This is a genomic window from Plantactinospora sp. ZYX-F-223, from assembly GCF_039649625.1.
Lineage (GTDB): Bacteria > Actinomycetota > Actinomycetes > Mycobacteriales > Micromonosporaceae > Plantactinospora.
The window spans coordinates 135,680-152,837 of the sequence record NZ_JBDJAV010000006.1 but is presented as its reverse complement, the minus strand read 5'-3'; the positions used below and the strand labels follow the sequence as shown (position 1 = coordinate 152,837).

Here is a 17,158-nt window from a genome sequence, read left to right as displayed (position 1 = left end):
TGCACCACCTCGCTAAGGAGCACCTGTGGAACCCATCCGCGTCGCCGTGGTCGGAACCGGAAACATCGCCCGGCTGCACGCCGAGGGGCTGCGACAACTCGGCGACGAGGTACGCCTCGTCGGTGCCGTCGACACCGACGCCGGCCGGCTGTCGGCGTTCTGCGACCGGTACGACGTACCGGCCCGGCACCCCGACGTGGCCAGCCTGCTGGAGAAGGAGCAGCCCGAGCTGGTACACGTCTGCACCCCGCCCGGCTCGCACCACCAACTGGCCCTCGCCGGTCTGCGGGCCGGCGCCAACGTGCTGGTCGAGAAGCCGCCGACGCTGAACCTCGGCGAACTCGACGAGCTGGCCGAGGCGGAGCAGCGGTACGGGGCGGCGCTGGCCACCGTCTTCCAGCACCGGTTCGGCACCGGCGCGCTGCGGCTGCGCGCCCTGCTCGACGCAGGCGTGCTGGGCCGGCCGCTGATGGCGGTCTGCCACACCACCTGGTTCCGCCCGCAGTCCTACTTCGACGTGGAGTGGCGCGGGCGTTGGGACACCGAGGGCGGCGGGCCGACGATGGGCCACGGCATCCACCAGATGGACCTGCTCTGCGCGATCCTCGGCGACTGGACCGAGGTCTCCGCCCTGGCCCGGCAGCAGGCCAGGCGGTCCGAGACCGAGGACCTGAGCATGGCACACGTCAGCTTCGCCAACGGCGCGGTGGCCAGTGTGGTGAACAGCCTGCTGTCGATCCGCGAGGAGAGCTACCTGCGGTTCGACTTCGAGCGGGCCACGGTCGAGCTGACCCACCTGTACGGCTACGGCGACGACGACTGGCGGATCACCCCGGCACCGGAGTACGCCGAGGAGGTGCTCGCGGCCTGGCGGACCGGCGCCGCCGGGGTCCGCAGCAGTCACCAGGCGCAGTTCGCCGAGGTGGTCCGGAGCCTGCGTGCCGGTACCCCGCCGCCGGTCACCTCGGCGGAGACCTGGCGGACGATGCGACTCGTCGCCGGGGTGTACGCGTCGGCGTTCACCCGCAGACCCGTCCGGCCGGACGACCTGGGTGAGAACTCGCCGTTCTACCGGCGGATGCAGGGGGACGGACCGCGATGGTGAGCAGTCCACCGGTGCCCGCCGCGGCCGCACCGCCACCGGCCGTACCCGTCCCGGCGGCCCGCCCGCCGCTGCCCGCCGCCACCGGCCCGGACGCGGGTGGGACCGCCGGCGGTCCGGGCAGCGGGTTGGCCGTCAGCCACGACGTCGGCCGGTCGGTGCGGGTCGGCTGGCGCGGTGCGGAGCTGTTCCACTACGTCTACACCCCCGCCGAGCCCCGGGAGGAGGCGCCGCGACCCTACTTCCACCCACTACGGACCCTCGCCGGCAACGTCGTCAGCCTGTACCGGCCGCACGACCACCTCTGGCACAAGGGGCTCTGCTTCGGCATCTCCCACGTCGGGCCGGACAACTTCTGGGGCGGGTCGACCTATCTGCGCGGCCAGGGGTACCGCAAGCTCGACAACATCGGGGTGGTCGAGCACCTCGACTTCCCGGCGCTACGCTGCGACCCCGACGCCGTACGCCTGGTGGAGCGGCTGCGCTGGGTGGGCCGAAACGGCCGCCCGGTGGTCTCCGAGCGACGTCGACTGGCGGTGGCGGTGTGGGCCAACCAGAGCGCGTGGCGGTTGCGGTTCGAGACCGTACTGCGCAACGACGGCGACACGGTGATCACGATCGGCAGCCCGACCACCCAGGGCCGGGACAACGCCGGCTACGGCGGACTCTTCTGGCAGGGACCGCGCTCGTTCCGGGGCGGCCAGGTGGTGACCCCGACCGGAGTCGGCGCGGACGAACTGATGGGCTGGCGGGGTCCGTGGCTCGGCTTCGTCGGCCGGCACGACGGCATCGGGCCGGCCGAGACCCTGGCGTCGACGCTGGTCTTCCGGGACGATCCGGCGAATCCGGGCGCACCCACCCGGTGGTTCGTCCGCACCGAGCCGTACGGCTGTCTCGGCCCGGCCCCGTTCTTCGACCGGGAGTACCCGTTCGCACCCGGCACCGAACTACGGCTCCGCTACGACGTCGTGGTCGCCGACGGTGAACGGGACCCGGCCGGCTGCGCCCGGTTGGCCGAACGGGCCGGCGCGACCGAGTTGCTGACCGACCCGGCCGGGGAGAGGTAGCCCGGGCCGGGGCGCCGGGCCGGGTGGGAGCGGGGCGCGATGGAAGCTGGCACCGGGACGGTGCCAGCGCCGCACCCCGTCAGTCGGCGGTGAGCACCTCGTGCAGCCGGGCGGCGAACGCGCCGGACCGGTCGCCGAAGCCACCGTGGTCGCCCGGGAAGACCACCGGCGCCTCGCCGAGCCGCTCGGCCACCGCCACCGCCGTCCGGTACGGCGGCTCGCCGGTCGACTCCTCGCCCACCGCCAGCCGGACCCGGGTCGATCCGCGGGATAGGGCATCGACGTCCGGGACGTATCCGCCGAACGGCGGCACCTCGTAGCCGATGAAGAACTCCAGGTTCCGACCGATCCGGGCCAGCATCGCGGCGGTCTCCGGATCCGGCTCGCCCGCCGGCCGCTCCGCGCCACCGGGCATCCGCTCCGGCTCCGGGGCGGCCGGCTCCGCAGCGGCCGACTCCGGTGCCGGCCGGTCGGCGGCGAACGCGGCGGAGAGGACCTGGTTCGCCGCCTCGGGCCCCCGCCCGGCGAAGGCGTCCGCCACGTCCCGCAGCACCGCACGCCAGCGGTCGCGGTCGGGCAGCAGTTCGAATACCGGCGGCTCGTGGGCGACCAGCACCCGTACCAGGTCGGGGTGGCGGGCGGCGAGGTCCAGCCCGATCATCCCGCCGGAACTGTTGCCGAAGACGTACGCCGGTGCGTCCGGGGTGACGCCCACCGCGGTGAGCAGCCGGTACGCGTCGTCGGCGTGCACCTCGATCCGCTGCGGCTGCCGCGGCCCGGCCAGCGGGCTGCGCGAGTTGCCCCGCCGGTCGTAGGTCAGCACCGTGTACCGGTCGGCGAGCGACTCGGCCAGCGCGGCGTAGCCGGCGGCGTCGTACACGCCGCCGCAGATCAACAGCAGGACCGGGCCGGTGCCGCGCACCTCGTGGTACAGCGTCGCGCCGGGTACGGCCAGGGTGTCGGTCTTGGTCATCTCGTCGTACTCCTTCGGCTTTCGGGGTCCGGGGTCAGCTCGCGACGCGGTAGTGGAGGTGGGCGACCCGCTCGGTGGCCTCGATCCTGAGTCCGGCCGCGCCGGGGATGCCGTCGAAGAGCCGGACGCCGCCGCCGAGCAGCACCGGCGCCAGGTCGACGTCGAACTCGTCGACCAGGCCGGCCGCGAGGTACTGCCGGATCAGGTTGGCGCCGCCCGAGATCCGGACGTCCCGGTCGCCGGCCGCCGCCCGGGCCTGTGCCAGGGCGCTCTCGATGCCGTCGGTGACGAAGGTGAAGGTGGTACCGCCGCTGCGGACCCACGGCTCGCGGGCCCGGTTGGTGACCACGAAGACCGGGCACCGGAACGGCGCCTCCTCGGGCCAGGCGACCTCGCCCTCGTCGAACATCCGTCGGCCCATCACACTCGCCCCGGTCCGGGCGAAGGTGTTCCGGACCAGGTCGTCGTCGCTGCCGGTCTCGCCGCCACCGCCGCCGAGCCGCAGCCGCTCCCGGAAGGTCGCGGTCCGGTAGACCCACTCGTGGATCCGGGTACCGCCGTCGCCGAGCGGGTTGTCCGGCCGGGCGTTCGGACCGGCGAGATAGCCGTCCAGGGACATGCCCACCGTGAAGAACACTCTGCTCATCGTCGTCTCCCGTCCTGGGTGTGGAAGGTTCTCCCGAGACAGACGGAGCCGACGGCCGCCGCTCGACATCGCGAGGCGGACCTTCGACCGGGCGCCTGGACGGGCGGCGCCGGTCGGCACGGGGTGACCCGCCCGTCGGCGGACCCGTGATGGTCCGCCCGGCTTGTCACCGCCCTCGTGGCCCGGTGCTCTCCGTTCGAGGAGCCCCACCGGCGCCCTCGGCGAGGATCGCCGGCGCGTGCATGGTGTTGGTCGGATCGGCTGCCGTGGCCATCGCCCGCTCGGCCGCCGCAGCCGTGGTGCCGGGCGGCACGACGAGCAGGTCGAGCTGGTCTCCACGGTCGGTGGTGGCGATCAGCAGTGCGGTATCCAGCGAGCTGAACCAGCCCACCCGGACGACGTCGTCGCCGGCCGCGAGTCGGCGGAACCGCGTGTCCCATGCTCCGCTGTTGAGTACCACGTTCCGGATCCGTCCGTAGCGGGCGGAGAGAGCCAGCACAAGTCCGGGGAGCTCAGCCACCGGATCCCAGGACCGGGGCCACCAACCGCCGTCCAGGACCGCCTGGCGGGTTCGGGCGGGCGGAAGCGACAGTCGCGGTGTCGAGGGCGGTGCCGAGGGAACCCTCGTCTCGCGTTGAGCTGCGGTAAGCATCTTCAAGCCATCCTTCTCGGTCCAGGGGTGCGGTAGGGGCGCCCGGCCGGTATCCGAGCAGTCGTCCCGGCGGCACTGGCCGGGCGTGGCCCGGCGTCCTGCTCACCGACAGAACGCACGCCACCGAGGGCGCTGGCGGACGCCGGCCCGGTTCGCCGACGCTCGGCCGGCGGCTGGTGCCTCGTCGGCGAGCCGGCTCGCCGGCCGACGGTCCGCTACCAGGCTGTCGATCAGTACGGGCGGGCTCGGGACGACAGCCGGATGCCGGATGCCGGCGGTCCTCCGGCGGGCTCGCCCGGGTGCGACGACGGTGGCGGAATCCTGGGCCTCGAACCGAAGCCCAGGATCCCGTACCGTCCGACCCGGGCGGCTGGCGTGCTGAGTCCGGGCCGGTGCTGTGGGGGCCGAAGGGTGCTCGGCGGTCGCGATGGCGTAAGCCGCCGGGCCGGGGCGGGTGGCGAGAAAGGCTTCCGCCGACGGCCGTCCAGGGGGCTCAGGGAGCCGATTCGGTGCCGTTCGACCGCGCCGGGATGGCGAACCGTGTCATCGCTGGACCCTCATCTCGGCGGTGGTGCGCGGAGTTCGTAAACCCGTAGCGCCGGGGTCCAGGAACCACGTCAGCCTAGCCCCGAACCAGATTCCCCGTACGCCCGCAATGTCGGAATTCGTCGTCGGCCGGAGAACGGGCCGGCCAGTGCCGCTTTCGCGGCGATCGGGGGTACGCGCCCGGGCGCCCGGGGTAGGCCGTGCCGGCGTACCCGGCCACCGGATCCGCCGACCGTCGCTCCGGCCGGCTCGGTACGGTACGCCGCCGCCGGCGGATCCACGCCGCCCATCGACGCTCCGGCACGGCGTACTGTTTGAGCCTGGCCCGCCAACGCGCTCACCCGTTCGTGACGGAACGTCGGAGCTCAGCACCGGCCGGATCAGGCTCGATGGCAGACCGGCGGCTGCCCTCGGCGGCGGGCCGGACAAGATCCGGCCCATGATCTACGGCAGCCGACCGAAATCGCGTACGAGGAGAGGGACCAGTGGAAATCGACAAGTTGAAGATCATCGAGTGGTTGCGTGGTCGTGGTCAGGATGTCAGGGCCGACTGGATCGACCGGGAGCTACCGGACCGGGTCGACACCCTCCGTCACGCGGGCCTGCTCTCGACCCTCGGCGTCGATCCCGCCGACCTGGCGGACCGGCCGGCGCCCTGAAATCGCGTCCGGCCGGTCGTTCCGCTCGACCGGCCGACCCTGTTGACTGGGACGGTACGGACGGCTGGGACAGGGAGGCGGCGAGGTGCGGGTCATCGGGGTGGGCTTGGGGCGTACCGGCACCAGGTCGACGAAGGAGGCGCTCGAACTGCTCGGCTTCGGCCCGTGCCACCACATGGCCGAGCTGTTCGAACACCCGCGGACCATCGGTGACTGGCTGCGGGCGGCCCAGGGCGGGCCGGTGGACTGGTCCAGGCTGCTGGACGGCTACCACAGCACCGTGGACTGGCCGAGCGTCTACTTCTGGCGGGAGCTGATCGAGGTCTATCCCGAGGCCAGGGTGCTGTTGACCGTACGCGATCCGGAGCGCTGGTACGACAGCGTCCACAGCACCATCTACCGGTCCCGGACCATGGACCCCGAGTCCGCGCCGCCGGGACTGCGCGAGGCGTTCGCGGCCCATCCGGAGCTGCTGGACCAGCCGAAGCTGACGGAGGCGCTGGTCTGGCAGGGCACCTTCGGCGGCCGGTTCGACGACCGGGAGCACGCCCTGAAGGTCTACGCGGACCACGTCGCGGAGGTGCGCGCGACCGTACCGGCCGAGCGGCTCGGAGAGTTCGACGTGGCGCAGGGCTGGGAGCCGCTCTGCGACTTCCTCGGCGTCGACGTGCCGGCGGAGCCGTTCCCACTGCTCAACACCACGGCCTCGTTCCGGGAGCGGCTCGCGGACCCGGCCGGGCTGCGCGCCCAGCCCTGACCGGCTAACCGACCGGGTGCCGGGGCTCGGCCAGCAGCTCGTCGACCTCGGCACTGGTCGGCATCGCGGCGGAGCAGGCGAACCGGGACGCCACGAGCGCGCCGGCCGCGTTGGCGAACCGGACGGTCCGGTCCAGCGGCCAGCCGGCGAGCAGCCCGTGGCAGAGCGCGCCGCCGAAGGCGTCCCCGGCGCCGAGCCCGTTCACCACCTCGATCGGCACCGGCGGCACCTCGACCAGCTCGTCGGCGGTCCGGGCGAGTACTCCGGCCCGGCCCTGCCGCACCACCGCCAGCCGTACGCCCCGGGCGAGCAGCGCCTCGGCCGCCGCGTGCGGCTCGCGCTCCCCCACCGCGGTGGCGCACTCGTCGAGGTTGCCGACCGCGACGGTGGCGTACCGCAGCGCCGACTCGTACGCCGCCCGGGCATCCTCCCGGCAGGACCAGAATCCCGGCCGGTAGTCCAGGTCGAAGACGGTGTTCGGAGCACGTCCCCGGGCGCCGAGGGCGGCGAAGTGGGCGTCCCGGCTCGGCAGCTCGCAGAGCCCGGTGCCGCTGAACCAGAAGACTCCGGCCGCCCGGATCGCGGGCAGGTCCAGTTCCTCGGGGCGGATCTCCAGATCGGGCGCCTTGGGATAGCGGTAGAAGTAGCTCGGGAAGTCGTCGGGCGGAAAGATCTCGCAGAAGGTGACCGGGGTCGGCAGCCCGGCGACGGCGCTCACCCAGCGGTCGTCCACGCCGAACTCGCGCAGCGCGCGGTGCACGTAGTCGCCGAACGGGTCGGCGCCGGTCCGGGTGACCATGGCGACCCGCCGGCCGTGCCGGGCCGCCGCCACGGCGACGTTGGTGGCGCTGCCGCCGAGGAACTTTCCGAACGTCTCGACGTCGGGCAGCCGGGCGTTGGTCTGGAGTGGATAGATGTCCACCCCCACCCGCCCCATACTGATCACCTCGAACGAGGTCACCGAATCATGTAACCCCGGTGCGTCCCGGACGGTCAATATCTGTCGTACCCGCAACGACGGTCGGGCGTGGCGCCCCGCCCGTCGGGCCGTGCTCCGCCGCCGGAGCACGGCCCGCCCGGACTCAGCGGTCCATCAGCACGAAGACGCCCCAGCCCAGATATTCCCGCTGGTATCGGACGTGCCGCACCGGAGCCGTGTCGAGTTCCGCGCGCAGCTCCGCGTGCAGCTCGTCGTCGGGGTTCTCGTCGAGCCAGCGCCGGAGGTTCAGCCACTGTGCCGCGGCATAGCGGTCCCAGCTGTCCGGGTCGGCGAGGACCATCTCCACCACGTCGGCGCCGAGCGCGGAGAATCGTTCGACCGTCTCGGGCAGCGGCAGGAAATCGTCCCGGCTGGTCGCGTGGCACGCCTCGACGCATGCCTGGTCGGCCGGCTCGCGCCGCCAGTACGGTTCGCCGACCAGCATCATCCCGCCGGGGCGGAGACTGCGGCGAAGGAGTGCGACGGTGCCGGGGACTCCGTCGCCGATCCAGGTGGCGCCGAGGCAGGCGGCGACGTCGACCGGGGCGTCGGCGACGTACCCGGAGGCGTCGCCGTGCACGAACTCGACCCGGTCGGCGACGCCGAGTTCGACCGCCCGGGCCTCGGCCCCGGCGAGGAACACCGTGCTGATGTCCACCCCGGTGCCGGTCACCCGGTGGTCCCGGGCCCAGGTGCAGAGCATCTCGCCGGAGCCGCAGGCGAGGTCGAGCAGCCGGGCGCCGGGCGGGAGCCGCAGCGCCTCGCCCAGGGTGGCCAGCTTGGTGCTGTCGAACGGGTTGTGGATGCGGTGGCCGCTCTCCCGGATGGTGAAGCTACGCGGTAGGTCCACTCCTGATATTCCTTACGTGCGAAGAGGTGATGAGGATTGGTGCGGTCGTCCCGGAGTTGCCGCTCGGGGCGGGCAGGACCCTCATGAAATGCACCTCTTCGCACGTCGGGATCGGCACGGACGCGGCAGACGCTAGGCCGGCCGCCGTACGCTGTCCAGCGGTTTTCGGCTCACTTGGCGAAGATCTGGGACTCGTCCCGGAACGCCTTGAACTCCAGGGCGTTGCCCGCCGGGTCGCGGAAGAACATCGTCCACTGCTCCCCCGGCTCGCCCGCGAACCGCAGGTACGGCTCGATCACGAACTCGCCGCCGCCGGTCCGGATCCGGTCCGCCAGGGCGTGGAAGTCGTCGATCGAGAGGATCAGCCCGAAGTGCGGCACCGGTACGTCGTGCCCGTCCACCGGGTTGCGCCCCGCGTCGGCCTGCCGGGCCGCCGGTACGACGTGGGTCACCACCTGGTGGCCGTAGAAGTCCCAGTCGACCCAGGCGTCCGCCGAACGTCCCTCGGCGAGGCCGAGCACGCCGCCGTAGAAGGCGCGGGCCCGGGCCAGGTCGTCGACCGGGATCGCCAGGTGGAAGCCGGGACGGGTGGCCACGGTCATCGTCAGCTCCTCTCCGCCGGGTGCGACCCGGCCTCTCCCGCAATCCAAGCATGATCTTGTCCCCGGGGCCCGGCGGCGGTTCTCCGGCTCACCCGCACAGCCTCCTCCGGTCAGCGCCGCGGCGGGCGGCGCCGCGCGACGACCCGGAACCGCACCGGCTTGCCCGGGGCGGCCTGGGCGACCTGCGGGAGGTCGTCGGGGTGCAGCACGCCGATCACCGGGTAGCCGCCCATGGTCGGATGGTCGGCGAGGAAGATCACCGGCGAGCCGGCCACCGGCACCTGCACCGCGCCGAGGACGACGCCCTCGCTGCGCAGTTCCCCGCCGATCCGCCGGGGCAGCGCGGGCCCGTCGAGGCGTACCCCGATCCGGTTGCTGAGGGTGGAGACGTGATAGCACTCGGCGCCGAGGATGCGTACCGCGTCGTCGGTGAACCAGTCGGCCCGGGGGCCGAGCAGGACCCGCAGGGTCAGCTCCTCGGCCAGGGCGCCGGTCGGGGCGACGTCGACCGGTGCGGGCGGCCCGGGCACCTCGCCCAGTGGCAGCCGGTCGCCGACGGCGAGCGGCGCGGGGCCGAGCCCGGAGAGCAGGTCGGTCGACCGGCTGCCGAGTACCGGCGGGACCGCGATCCCACCGGCAAAGGCGAGATAGCTGCGCAACCCGCGCTGGGCGGCGGCCACCTCGACGTGGGCTCCGGCCGGCACCGAGACCGGGGCCGACCAGCTCGCCGGGCGCCCGTCCACGGTGACCGGCGCCCAGGCTCCGGTCACCGCCACGGTGCCGGCCCGGTCGACCCGCACCGCGACGCCGGTGACGGTCGTCTCGATCGTCGCCGCCCCGGGCGGGTTGCCGACCAGCCGGTTCGCCAGCAGGTGCGCCGGCAGGTCGAGGGCGCCCGAGCGGGGTACCCCGAGGTGCGCGTGTCCCGGCCGGCCGAGGTCCTGCACGGTGCTGAGTACGCCGGGCCGGACCACCTCGACGAAGCGTCCGGTCATGCCGGCGTCTCGCCGCGCCCGGCGCCGTGCCGCGCCCGCGCACCGGCCCACCCGTCCCGTCCGCCGACGGCGTCGACGTCCCGGAACCGGACCCGGGCGCCCGGGGTGAGCAGGGCGACCGGGTCCCGGTCCGGGTCGAAGAGGACCAGGTCGGTGCTGCCGAGCAGTTGCCAGCCGCCGGGCGAGTCGCGGGGATAGATTCCGGCGTAGCCGCCGGCCAGCGCGACCGAACCGGCCGGTACCCGGGTCCGGGGCACCGCCCGCCGGGGCAGGTGGTAGCGCTCCGGCAGGCCGGTCAGGTAGCCGAAGCCGGGGGCGAAGCCGCAGAACGCGACCCGGTATTCCGGCGCGCTGTGGATCCGCCCCACCTCCGCCTCGGTGACCTGCCAGTGCCGGGCCACCTCGGCCAGGTCGGCGCCGTCGTACCGGACCGGCACCTCGACCAGCGGCCCGTCCGGCGGCCGGGCCGAGGCCGGCTGCCAGCCGGCGAGCCGCCCGGCCAGCTCCGCCGGATCGTCGAGCCCGTCGACGAGCACGGTGAGTTCACCGGGTACGACGTCCTGCACGCCGGCCAGTTCGCCCCGGTCCCGCCGCCGGTGCAGTTCGGCGACCAGCGCGGCGGTGTGCGCCGGATCGGTCACCTCCACCAGCAGCGCACGCAGCCCCACCGGAATGATCCGCACCGTCGCACACTCCCCGTCGTACCAGTTCACCCAACTCACAGCCCGAGATACGAGCGCCGTACCTCGTCGGAGGCGGCCAGCTCGTCGGCCGGGCCGGACATCACCACCTCGCCGGTCTGCAGCACGTACGCCCGGTCGGCCAGCTCCAGCGCGGCCCGCAGGTTCTGCTCGACCAGCAGCATGGTGGTGCCGGCGCGACGGATCTCGGCCAGCACCTCGAAGATCATTTTCGTGAACTTCGGTGAGATGCCGAGGGAGGGCTCGTCCAGCATCAGCAGCTTGGGCCGGCTCATCAGCGCCCGGCCGAGCGCCACCATCTGCTGCTCGCCGCCGGAGAGAGTCCCGGCGCGCTGGCCGGAGCGCTCGGCGAGGACCGGGAAGAGGTCGTAGACCCGGGCCAGGTCCGCCTCCCGCTCCGGCGCGGTGCGGTGGTAGCCGCCGAGCAGCAGGTTCTGCACCACCGTCTGGTGGCCGAAGAGCCGCCGCCCCTCCGGCACCAGCACCGCACCCCGGCGCGCGATCCGGTACGCCGGCAGCCCGCTGACGTCCTCGTCGAGGAAGGTCACGCTGCCGCGTACCGGGCGGTGCAGCCCGGAGACCGCCGCCAGCAGAGTGCTCTTGCCGGCCCCGTTCGCGCCGACCAGCGCCACCAGTTCACCCGCCTCGACCCGCAGGTCGACGCCGCGCAGCGCGACGACCCCGGCGTAGTCCACATGGAGATCCTGCACGGTCAGCATCTACAGCGCCTTCCCCAGGTACGCCTCGACCACCGTCGGGTCGTGCGCCACCTGCTCCGGCGTGCCCTCGCTGATCTTCTGCCCGTAGTGCAGCACGACCACCCGGTGGCAGAGCGGCATGATGACCTCCATTACGTGTTCCACCATCAGGATGGTGACGCCGCCCCGGTTGATGGTGCGGACGATCTCGACCGCCTCGCGCGCCTCGGTCGGGGTCAGCCCGGAGAGCACCTCGTCGAGGAGCAGCAGCTTCGGCTCGGTGGCCAGCGCCCGCCCCATCTCCAGGCGCTTCTTCCAGGCGGCGGTGAGCGACGCGGCCGGCGAGTCGAGCACCGGGCCGAGCCCGGTCAGCTCGGCGACCTCGCCGGCCCGCCGCCGGGCGTCGCGCAGCCGGGGGCGCCGGGCGAACGCCGCCGTGCTGAGGTTGTCCAGCACGCTCATCGAGCCGAACACCCGCATGAGTTGGAAGGTACGTCCCACGCCGGCCCGGGCGGCGCGGTGCGGCGGCCAGCCGGTGACGTCCCGGCCGTCGAACTCCAACCGGCCGGAGGTGGGCCGCTGGGCGCCGGCCACCATCGAGAAGAGCGTGCTCTTGCCGGCGCCGTTGGGCCCGATCAGCCCGACGATCGCCCCCTGCGCCACCTCGAAGCTGACGTCACGGTTGGCCCAGAGGCCGCCGAACCGGCAGGAGAGGTTGTCGATCCTCAGCAGCGTTCCGGTCATCGCCCCACCTCGTCGGACCCGTCGGGGCTGTGCCCCGGCCACCCGCTGTTCCCGCCGCACCTGGTCACGACTTCACCTCAGCAGACCCGGCCGGCTCCGGAGCGGCTTTCCCGGCACGGGTACGGCGCAGCCGCCGGGCGATCGGCGCCCAGAGCCGCTGCCCGATGGCGAGCAGGCCGCCCGGCTCGGTGATCGAGACCAGCACGATCAGCGCGCCGTAGAGCAGCAGGTCGATCGAGCGGCCGCTGCCGGAGAATTCCTGCCGGGTGACGTCCTGGACGAAGACCAGCACCCAGGCGCCGAGCAGCGGCCCCCAGAACCGGCCGACCCCGCCGAGCACCGCCATCAGGGTGAACGACACCGACAGGTCCAGGCCGAGCCCGGAGGGCGGGTCGACGAAGAGCACGTACATCACGTAGTAGCCGCCGGCCAGCGCGGTGACCGCGCCGGAGAGCGCCGCGGCGGCGAGCTTGTAGCGGTGCACGTTGATCCCGACCGCCGCCGCGGCCTCCTGGTCGTCCCGGATGGCCCGGACGTAGTTGCCGGCCCGGCCGCGCAGGAAGAGCCAGACCGCCAGCGCGGCGAGGCAGAAGAAGCCGAGCGCCACGTAGTAGTACGGCCGCTTGTCCAGCAGCGAGAACTGGAGGTTGGCCAGGGACTGCTCGACCACCGGCAGCTCCCAGCCGTTCGCCTGGCCGAGCCCGGGCAGGTTGGTGACCAGGATGAAGACGATCTCGGCGACCGCGATGGTCGCGATGGAGTAGTAGTGGTGCCGCAGCCGGAAGCAGGGCCAGCCGACGGCGGCGGCGAGCAGCGCGGCCAGCGGCAGGGAGAGCGCGATCGCCAGCCAGGGCGACCAGCCCTGCCGGACCAGTAGCGCGGTGGTGTAGGCGCCGGTGCCGAAGTAGAGCGCGTGCCCGAAGGAGATCTGCCCGGTGTAGCCGCCGAGCAGGTTCCAGCCGGTCGCCGCGATCCCGAAGGTCAGCGCCAGGATGCCGATGTTGTGTGCCGCCGAGTCCGCGAAGACCAGCGGGTACCCGGCCAGCGCCGCCAGGATCAGCACGGCGGTGCTCCAGGACGGCAGTCGCCGAGCCGCCGCGACGGGCAGCCGGGCCGGCGAGGGCCGGTCCAGTACGGTCGGGGCGCTCATCAGAAGCCGCCCGAGAAACCCCTGGCTTCAGCCATGGGAAGGAAAGGGCGGTCAGGCGTTGCGTTGGTTGTCGGCATGGCGTCGACTCCTCTGCGGGACCAGAACTGTCGGATGCGGCTGGGATGCTCGCGGGCGCGGAAGACGTGGTGCACCTTCGGAGTCTTCCGGTGCCACAGTTGCGGATATACCGCGTGTCGGGACCGGAACGCCACGAGGACGATCCTCGCCACGGCAGAGCGCGACCGTGCTGGCGCCGACGACGTGAGACACGCGATCACCTCCTTCCAGGAGGGCGGTCGGGTACGGTCTGAGCCAGGAATCCCCCGGCTTTCAGCCGTCGGGAAGCGTTATCTGGTCCCCAGCAGTCCCTGCGGTCGCAGCAGTACGACCACCAGATAGAGGGCGAGCGCGGCGGCGAGGGTGTAGCTCGGGGCGTACAGCCCGACGACGCCCTGGGCGACTCCGACCAGCAGGCCGGCCAGGGCCGCCCCGGTGATGCTGCCGAAGCCGCCGAACGCGACCACCACGAAGGCCATCAGCACGAAACTCACCCCTGCGGTGGGCGAGGCGGAGTAGGAGTTCATCAGCAGCGCTCCGGCGACGCCGGTGGCCAGGCCGGCGATCACCCAGCAGAGCGCGTACATCTTGCGCGGGTCGATGCCCATCAGCGAGGCCGCCGCCGGATCCTCCCCGGCGGCCCGTACGGCGCCGCCGAGCCGGGTCCGGTTCATGAAGTACGCGACCGCGCCGGTGGCGAGCAACGCGCCGACCGCCATGATGACCTGCGGTCCGCCGATCACCACCGGGCCGATCTCCCAGCGCAGCCCGGCGGCCCAGGGCCGGGGCACGGTCCGGGTGTTCGGGGTCCAGAGGAACTGGGCCAGCCCGCGCAGGAACACCTGCAACCCGAAGGTGACGATGACCTGGGCCAGCGGGGACTTGCCGAGCACCCGGCCGACCGCGCCGAAATACATCAGCGCGCCGGTGAGTGCGATCGACACCCCGGCGAGCGGGATCGACAGCAGCGGGTCGAGGCCGAGCAGCGACCAGGCGAAGAACGAGGTGTACATGCCGAGCATGACCATCTCGCCGTGCGCGAAGTTGATCACGTCCATCACGCCGTAGATGAGGGTCAGGCCGACCGCGACCAGCGCGAAGACCGCGCCGATCAGCAGCCCGTTGACCACCGACTGGAGCAGGTCGGTCATGCCGCCTCCCCGGGGTGCCCGCCGGTCCGCCGGCTCACTGCTGGGCCCGGTTCATCGGCCAGATCGGCGCGACCGAGGAGAGCTCGGCCGGGAAGACGACCCGGTACTTCCCCTCGATCATCTGCTCCACCACCCCGGCGGCACCGGTGTTCTGTCCCTTGTCGTCGAACGTGATCCCGGTCCACGGCATGATCGTCTTCTCACCGGGGATGTTCAGCCCGCGCAACGCGTCCCGGATCTTCGCCGGCTCGACCGACTTGGCGGTGTCGATCGCCTGCGCCAGCGCCAGTACGGCGGTGAAGGCCCGCGCCGAGTTCTCGGTCATCGGGGCGCCGTACCGCTGCTGGAACAGGTCTGCCACGGTCTTGGCGGCCGGCCGCTTCTCGGCGATCTCGCCGGACCAGGCCGCCCGGGTGGACGCACCGTTGGCCAGTGCCCCGAGGCCGGTGGCGAACGCCGGGTCGGCGAACCCGGTGCCGTAGGCGAGCAGCGCCGGCGGGTAGTAGTTCAACTGGTCCAGCGTCTTCATCAGCTTGATCGCCGCGTCGGTGTACGCGAGCACGAAGAGCACGTCCGGGTTCTTGCCGCGCACCTGCGCCACCTGGGAGCCCAGGTCGGCGGCGGTCGGGTCGAACCCGACGTTGACGGTCACCGGCAGGCCGGCCTCGGCGGCGACCTTCTCGGTCACCCCGGCGCCGTCGTTGCCGAACTGGTCGTTGCTGTGGAAGACGCCGACCGAGCGGACCTGGGCGCCGGCCGCCTGCCGGGCCTTGAGATAGTCGAACATCGACCGGGCGAAGGTCTCGTCGGTCGGCCCGGTCCGGAAGAACCATTTCAGGCCCCGCTCGGTGAGCGCCACCGACGTGGACGCCTCGCTGACGAACGGTACGCCGAGCCGCTCGGCCCGCTGGCTGGCGGTCAGCGTCACCCCGGACTGGTACGAGCCGATCACCGCGGCCACCTTCTCGCCGGTGACCAGCCGGTCGACCTCTCCGGCCCCCACCTCGGGCTTGCCCTGGGTGTCGCCGGTGATCAGCTTCACCGGTGCGCCGCCCAGCCCCGGCAACCCCGTGCCGGGCCCGAGCGGCAGGTCCAGCCCGGGGTGGTCGTCGTTGATGACCTCGACCGCCAGTTCGGCGCCGTGCAGCACGTCGGTGCCCTGGGTGGCGTTGGGTCCGCTGAGCGGCCACAGTCCGGCGAGCTTGACCTCGTCGGTCGCGCCGGCACCGTCGGATCCGCCGCAGCCGGCGAGCGCGGCGGTGAGGACGACTGCCGCCGCGATGCTGGTGATCTTGCGCATGGTCATGCCTTTCTAGGCGAAGACGATGGCGAAGGCCCGGCGCCGTCCTTCTCGGGGCGCGCAGCGGGGTCTTCGAGATGGAGGTGTGCCGGCCGGGCCCGGGGGTTGCCGGTACCCCGGGCCCGGCCGACGGCTCAGGAGACGGCCGCGCCCGCGGCCTTCACCAGGGCGACGGTCTGCTCGATGGTCTGCGCGCGGTCGGCGGCGAACGGCGCGTCGATGATGTCCAGCGGGTTCTGCGGATACACGAGCGAGGAGATATGCAGGTGCCCGCCGGGGACGTGGGTGGCACCGAGGGCGAGTCGCAGCCGGTTCGACCGGTACATGCTCTCGTTGGAGAGGTAGTTTCCGCCGCCGCCGGCCTGCGCCTGCGCGTCCGGGGAGGGGCCGTTGTCGTGGCAGGAGACCTTGGTCGGGTCCGGCCGGGTGTTGCCGGTCCACTCGCAGATCCGCGGGTTGAGCGCGGTCGGCCAGGGCGTCGTGCCGGCGTCGATCATCTGCTGGTGCGGCAGGGTCGTCTCGATGAACTCGGGATCGGTGGCCGGCTGCGGCCAGTTGGTCACCTGCGGGACGAGTTCGGCGGTGCCCTCGTTGTTGTTGTCCGGGCTGCCGCCGCGCCAGGCCCCGGCCCACTGCTCGATGGCCATCCGGGCCCGGCCGCCCTGGCTGATCGTCATGATCAGGTCGGCGCGCTCCCGGCTGTTCCGGGTCAGGTGCGGCCCGAAGGCGTCCTCGACGTAGCCGAGGTCGAAACCGCTCCAGGTCACCGGCAGCGAGACGGCCTGGATCTGCACGGTCCGGTCACCGACCCGGTATTCCTGCCCGTCCAGTTGCAGCGCCGAGGCGCCGGACGGGTTGGACCGGCGGATCTCCCCGTTGAGCTGGTACGGGTCGAAGCCGCTGACCAGCACCCGGGTCACCGAGCGGCTGGTCGAGAAGTCGGTCGACGAGATGCCCCGGGAGGCGTACTCGAAGGTCTTCAGCAGGGCCGCCCGGATCGTGTCGGTGAGCCGGAACCGGGGCGTCCACTGTCGCAGGTCACGGGTGGCGGTCAGCCGCGACCAGTAGAGCGGGCGGTCGTCGTACCGCTCGATGCTGCCCATCCAGCGCGTGCCCTGGGCGCGCTCGACGGCGGTCCGCCACAGCTCGGCACCGCGGGACCTGAGCAGCTTGTCGGCCTGGTCAACCGACCGCACCCCGCACAGCTCGGCGGTGAGCCGGGTGACGAACGGGGTGAAGCCACCGACCTCGATCAGTGTGCTCGGCACCTGCACCCCGCCCGGCTGGGCGGGCGTGTCGATCCGGGTCTCCTCGTACGTCGTCGGGCGGGTGCGGTCGTAGCACTCCCCCGCCGGGCCGGCGTCCCCGGCGGGCTGCGCTCCGGCGGTGCCCGGCATGAGCAGCAGGGCGGCACCGATGCCCGTGGCGGTGATCAGCCTCAGCCGGCCGCGTACACTCTGAGTCAACTTCTGCACATCCAAGGTGATCTTCGACCTTTCCTCGATAGCCGCGCCGGTTCCGGATCTGGA

The 17,158-nt window shown here is 72.8% G+C and carries 18 protein-coding genes; 4 read left to right on the top strand and 14 right to left on the bottom strand.

Going from position 1 to position 17,158, the window contains the following annotated elements:
* Positions 1-25: 25 nt before the first annotated feature.
* Positions 26-1,105, top strand: coding sequence for a Gfo/Idh/MocA family oxidoreductase (locus AAH979_RS08395; RefSeq protein ID WP_346257480.1), 1,080 nt, complete (start codon positions 26-28; stop codon positions 1,103-1,105).
* Positions 1,102-2,169 carry a PmoA family protein gene (locus AAH979_RS08390; protein ID WP_346257479.1) on the top strand — a complete coding sequence of 356 codons (1,068 nt, stop codon included), beginning with the start codon at positions 1,102-1,104 and terminating at the stop codon, positions 2,167-2,169. Before AAH979_RS08395 ends, AAH979_RS08390 begins: the two co-directional genes overlap by 4 nt.
* A 79-nt stretch (positions 2,170-2,248) precedes the next feature.
* On the opposite strand, the gene AAH979_RS08385 is transcribed toward AAH979_RS08390, so the two are convergent.
* The 3 genes from AAH979_RS08385 to AAH979_RS08375 all read right to left on the bottom strand — a co-directional run bounded on the left by AAH979_RS08385 (position 2,249) and on the right by AAH979_RS08375 (position 4,440).
* Positions 2,249-3,142: an alpha/beta hydrolase gene (locus AAH979_RS08385; protein ID WP_346257478.1), complete on the bottom strand. Its 894-nt coding sequence runs from the start codon at positions 3,140-3,142 to the stop codon at positions 2,249-2,251.
* Positions 3,143-3,176: 34 nt separating this feature from the next.
* Complete coding sequence (locus tag AAH979_RS08380) at positions 3,177-3,788, bottom strand: dihydrofolate reductase family protein (RefSeq protein WP_346257477.1); 612 nt, start codon at positions 3,786-3,788, stop codon at positions 3,177-3,179.
* 166 nt (positions 3,789-3,954) lie between these two features.
* Positions 3,955-4,440: a DUF5994 family protein gene (locus AAH979_RS08375; RefSeq protein WP_346257476.1), complete on the bottom strand. Its 486-nt coding sequence runs from the start codon at positions 4,438-4,440 to the stop codon at positions 3,955-3,957.
* Between the two features lie 1,031 nt (positions 4,441-5,471).
* On the opposite strand from AAH979_RS08375, the gene AAH979_RS08370 reads away from it, so the two are divergent.
* Both AAH979_RS08370 and AAH979_RS08365 read left to right on the top strand, forming a co-directional pair.
* Complete coding sequence (locus AAH979_RS08370; protein WP_346257475.1) at positions 5,472-5,645, top strand: hypothetical protein; 174 nt, start codon at positions 5,472-5,474, stop codon at positions 5,643-5,645.
* Between the two features lie 85 nt (positions 5,646-5,730).
* Positions 5,731-6,402, top strand: coding sequence for a sulfotransferase family protein (locus AAH979_RS08365; RefSeq protein ID WP_346257474.1), 672 nt, complete (start codon positions 5,731-5,733; stop codon positions 6,400-6,402).
* A gap of 4 nt (positions 6,403-6,406) precedes the next feature.
* On the opposite strand, the gene iolC is transcribed toward AAH979_RS08365, so the two are convergent.
* From iolC to AAH979_RS08310, 11 genes are all read right to left on the bottom strand, one after another.
* Positions 6,407-7,363 carry a 5-dehydro-2-deoxygluconokinase gene (iolC, locus tag AAH979_RS08360; RefSeq protein ID WP_346257473.1) on the bottom strand — a complete coding sequence of 319 codons (957 nt, stop codon included), beginning with the start codon at positions 7,361-7,363 and terminating at the stop codon, positions 6,407-6,409.
* A 121-nt stretch (positions 7,364-7,484) separates the two neighbouring features.
* Complete coding sequence (locus tag AAH979_RS08355) at positions 7,485-8,231, bottom strand: methyltransferase domain-containing protein (protein ID WP_346257472.1); 747 nt, start codon at positions 8,229-8,231, stop codon at positions 7,485-7,487.
* A gap of 170 nt (positions 8,232-8,401) precedes the next feature.
* On the bottom strand, positions 8,402-8,833 hold the full coding sequence (locus tag AAH979_RS08350; protein WP_346257471.1) for a VOC family protein: 432 nt from the start codon (positions 8,831-8,833) through the stop codon (positions 8,402-8,404).
* Positions 8,834-8,943: 110 nt separating this feature from the next.
* A complete protein-coding gene (locus AAH979_RS08345; RefSeq protein ID WP_346257470.1) occupies positions 8,944-9,828 on the bottom strand; it encodes a biotin-dependent carboxyltransferase family protein in 885 nt (294 codons plus the stop codon).
* Positions 9,825-10,511, bottom strand: a complete 687-nt coding sequence (pxpB, locus tag AAH979_RS08340) for a 5-oxoprolinase subunit PxpB (protein ID WP_346257469.1) — start codon at positions 10,509-10,511, stop codon at positions 9,825-9,827. The genes AAH979_RS08345 and pxpB overlap by 4 nt, the downstream gene beginning before the upstream one ends.
* A 35-nt stretch (positions 10,512-10,546) precedes the next feature.
* On the bottom strand, positions 10,547-11,248 hold the full coding sequence (locus AAH979_RS08335; protein WP_346257468.1) for an ABC transporter ATP-binding protein: 702 nt from the start codon (positions 11,246-11,248) through the stop codon (positions 10,547-10,549).
* Positions 11,249-11,971 (bottom strand): ABC transporter ATP-binding protein, encoded by a 723-nt coding sequence (locus AAH979_RS08330; protein ID WP_346257467.1) that lies wholly within the window; start codon positions 11,969-11,971, stop codon positions 11,249-11,251. It lies immediately after the preceding gene.
* A gap of 64 nt (positions 11,972-12,035) precedes the next feature.
* Entirely contained in the window at positions 12,036-13,121 is a 1,086-nt protein-coding gene (locus AAH979_RS08325; protein ID WP_346257466.1) for a branched-chain amino acid ABC transporter permease, read from the bottom strand.
* A 347-nt stretch (positions 13,122-13,468) separates the two neighbouring features.
* Positions 13,469-14,329, bottom strand: coding sequence for a branched-chain amino acid ABC transporter permease (locus AAH979_RS08320; RefSeq protein WP_346257465.1), 861 nt, complete (start codon positions 14,327-14,329; stop codon positions 13,469-13,471).
* Between the two features lie 34 nt (positions 14,330-14,363).
* Complete coding sequence (locus AAH979_RS08315; protein WP_346257464.1) at positions 14,364-15,635, bottom strand: ABC transporter substrate-binding protein; 1,272 nt, start codon at positions 15,633-15,635, stop codon at positions 14,364-14,366.
* Between the two features lie 128 nt (positions 15,636-15,763).
* Positions 15,764-17,095, bottom strand: a complete 1,332-nt coding sequence (locus AAH979_RS08310) for a hypothetical protein (RefSeq protein WP_346257463.1) — start codon at positions 17,093-17,095, stop codon at positions 15,764-15,766.
* Between the last annotated feature and the right edge of the window lie 63 nt (positions 17,096-17,158).

Bases quoted from the DNA above. Each gene is read 5' to 3' on its own strand.
- AAH979_RS08385 (WP_346257478.1), bottom strand. From the start codon at position 3,142: ATGACCAAGACCGACACCCTGGCCGTACCCGGCGCGACGCTGTACCAC.
- AAH979_RS08380 (WP_346257477.1), bottom strand. From the start codon at position 3,788: ATGAGCAGAGTGTTCTTCACGGTGGGCATGTCCCTGGACGGCTATCTC.
- AAH979_RS08375 (WP_346257476.1), bottom strand. From the start codon at position 4,440: ATGCTTACCGCAGCTCAACGCGAGACGAGGGTTCCCTCGGCACCGCCC.
- AAH979_RS08350 (WP_346257471.1), bottom strand. From the start codon at position 8,833: ATGACCGTGGCCACCCGTCCCGGCTTCCACCTGGCGATCCCGGTCGAC.
- AAH979_RS08345 (WP_346257470.1), bottom strand. From the start codon at position 9,828: ATGACCGGACGCTTCGTCGAGGTGGTCCGGCCCGGCGTACTCAGCACC.
- AAH979_RS08335 (WP_346257468.1), bottom strand. From the start codon at position 11,248: ATGCTGACCGTGCAGGATCTCCATGTGGACTACGCCGGGGTCGTCGCG.
- AAH979_RS08330 (WP_346257467.1), bottom strand. From the start codon at position 11,971: ATGACCGGAACGCTGCTGAGGATCGACAACCTCTCCTGCCGGTTCGGC.
- AAH979_RS08325 (WP_346257466.1), bottom strand. From the start codon at position 13,121: ATGAGCGCCCCGACCGTACTGGACCGGCCCTCGCCGGCCCGGCTGCCC.
- AAH979_RS08320 (WP_346257465.1), bottom strand. From the start codon at position 14,329: ATGACCGACCTGCTCCAGTCGGTGGTCAACGGGCTGCTGATCGGCGCG.
- AAH979_RS08315 (WP_346257464.1), bottom strand. From the start codon at position 15,635: ATGACCATGCGCAAGATCACCAGCATCGCGGCGGCAGTCGTCCTCACC.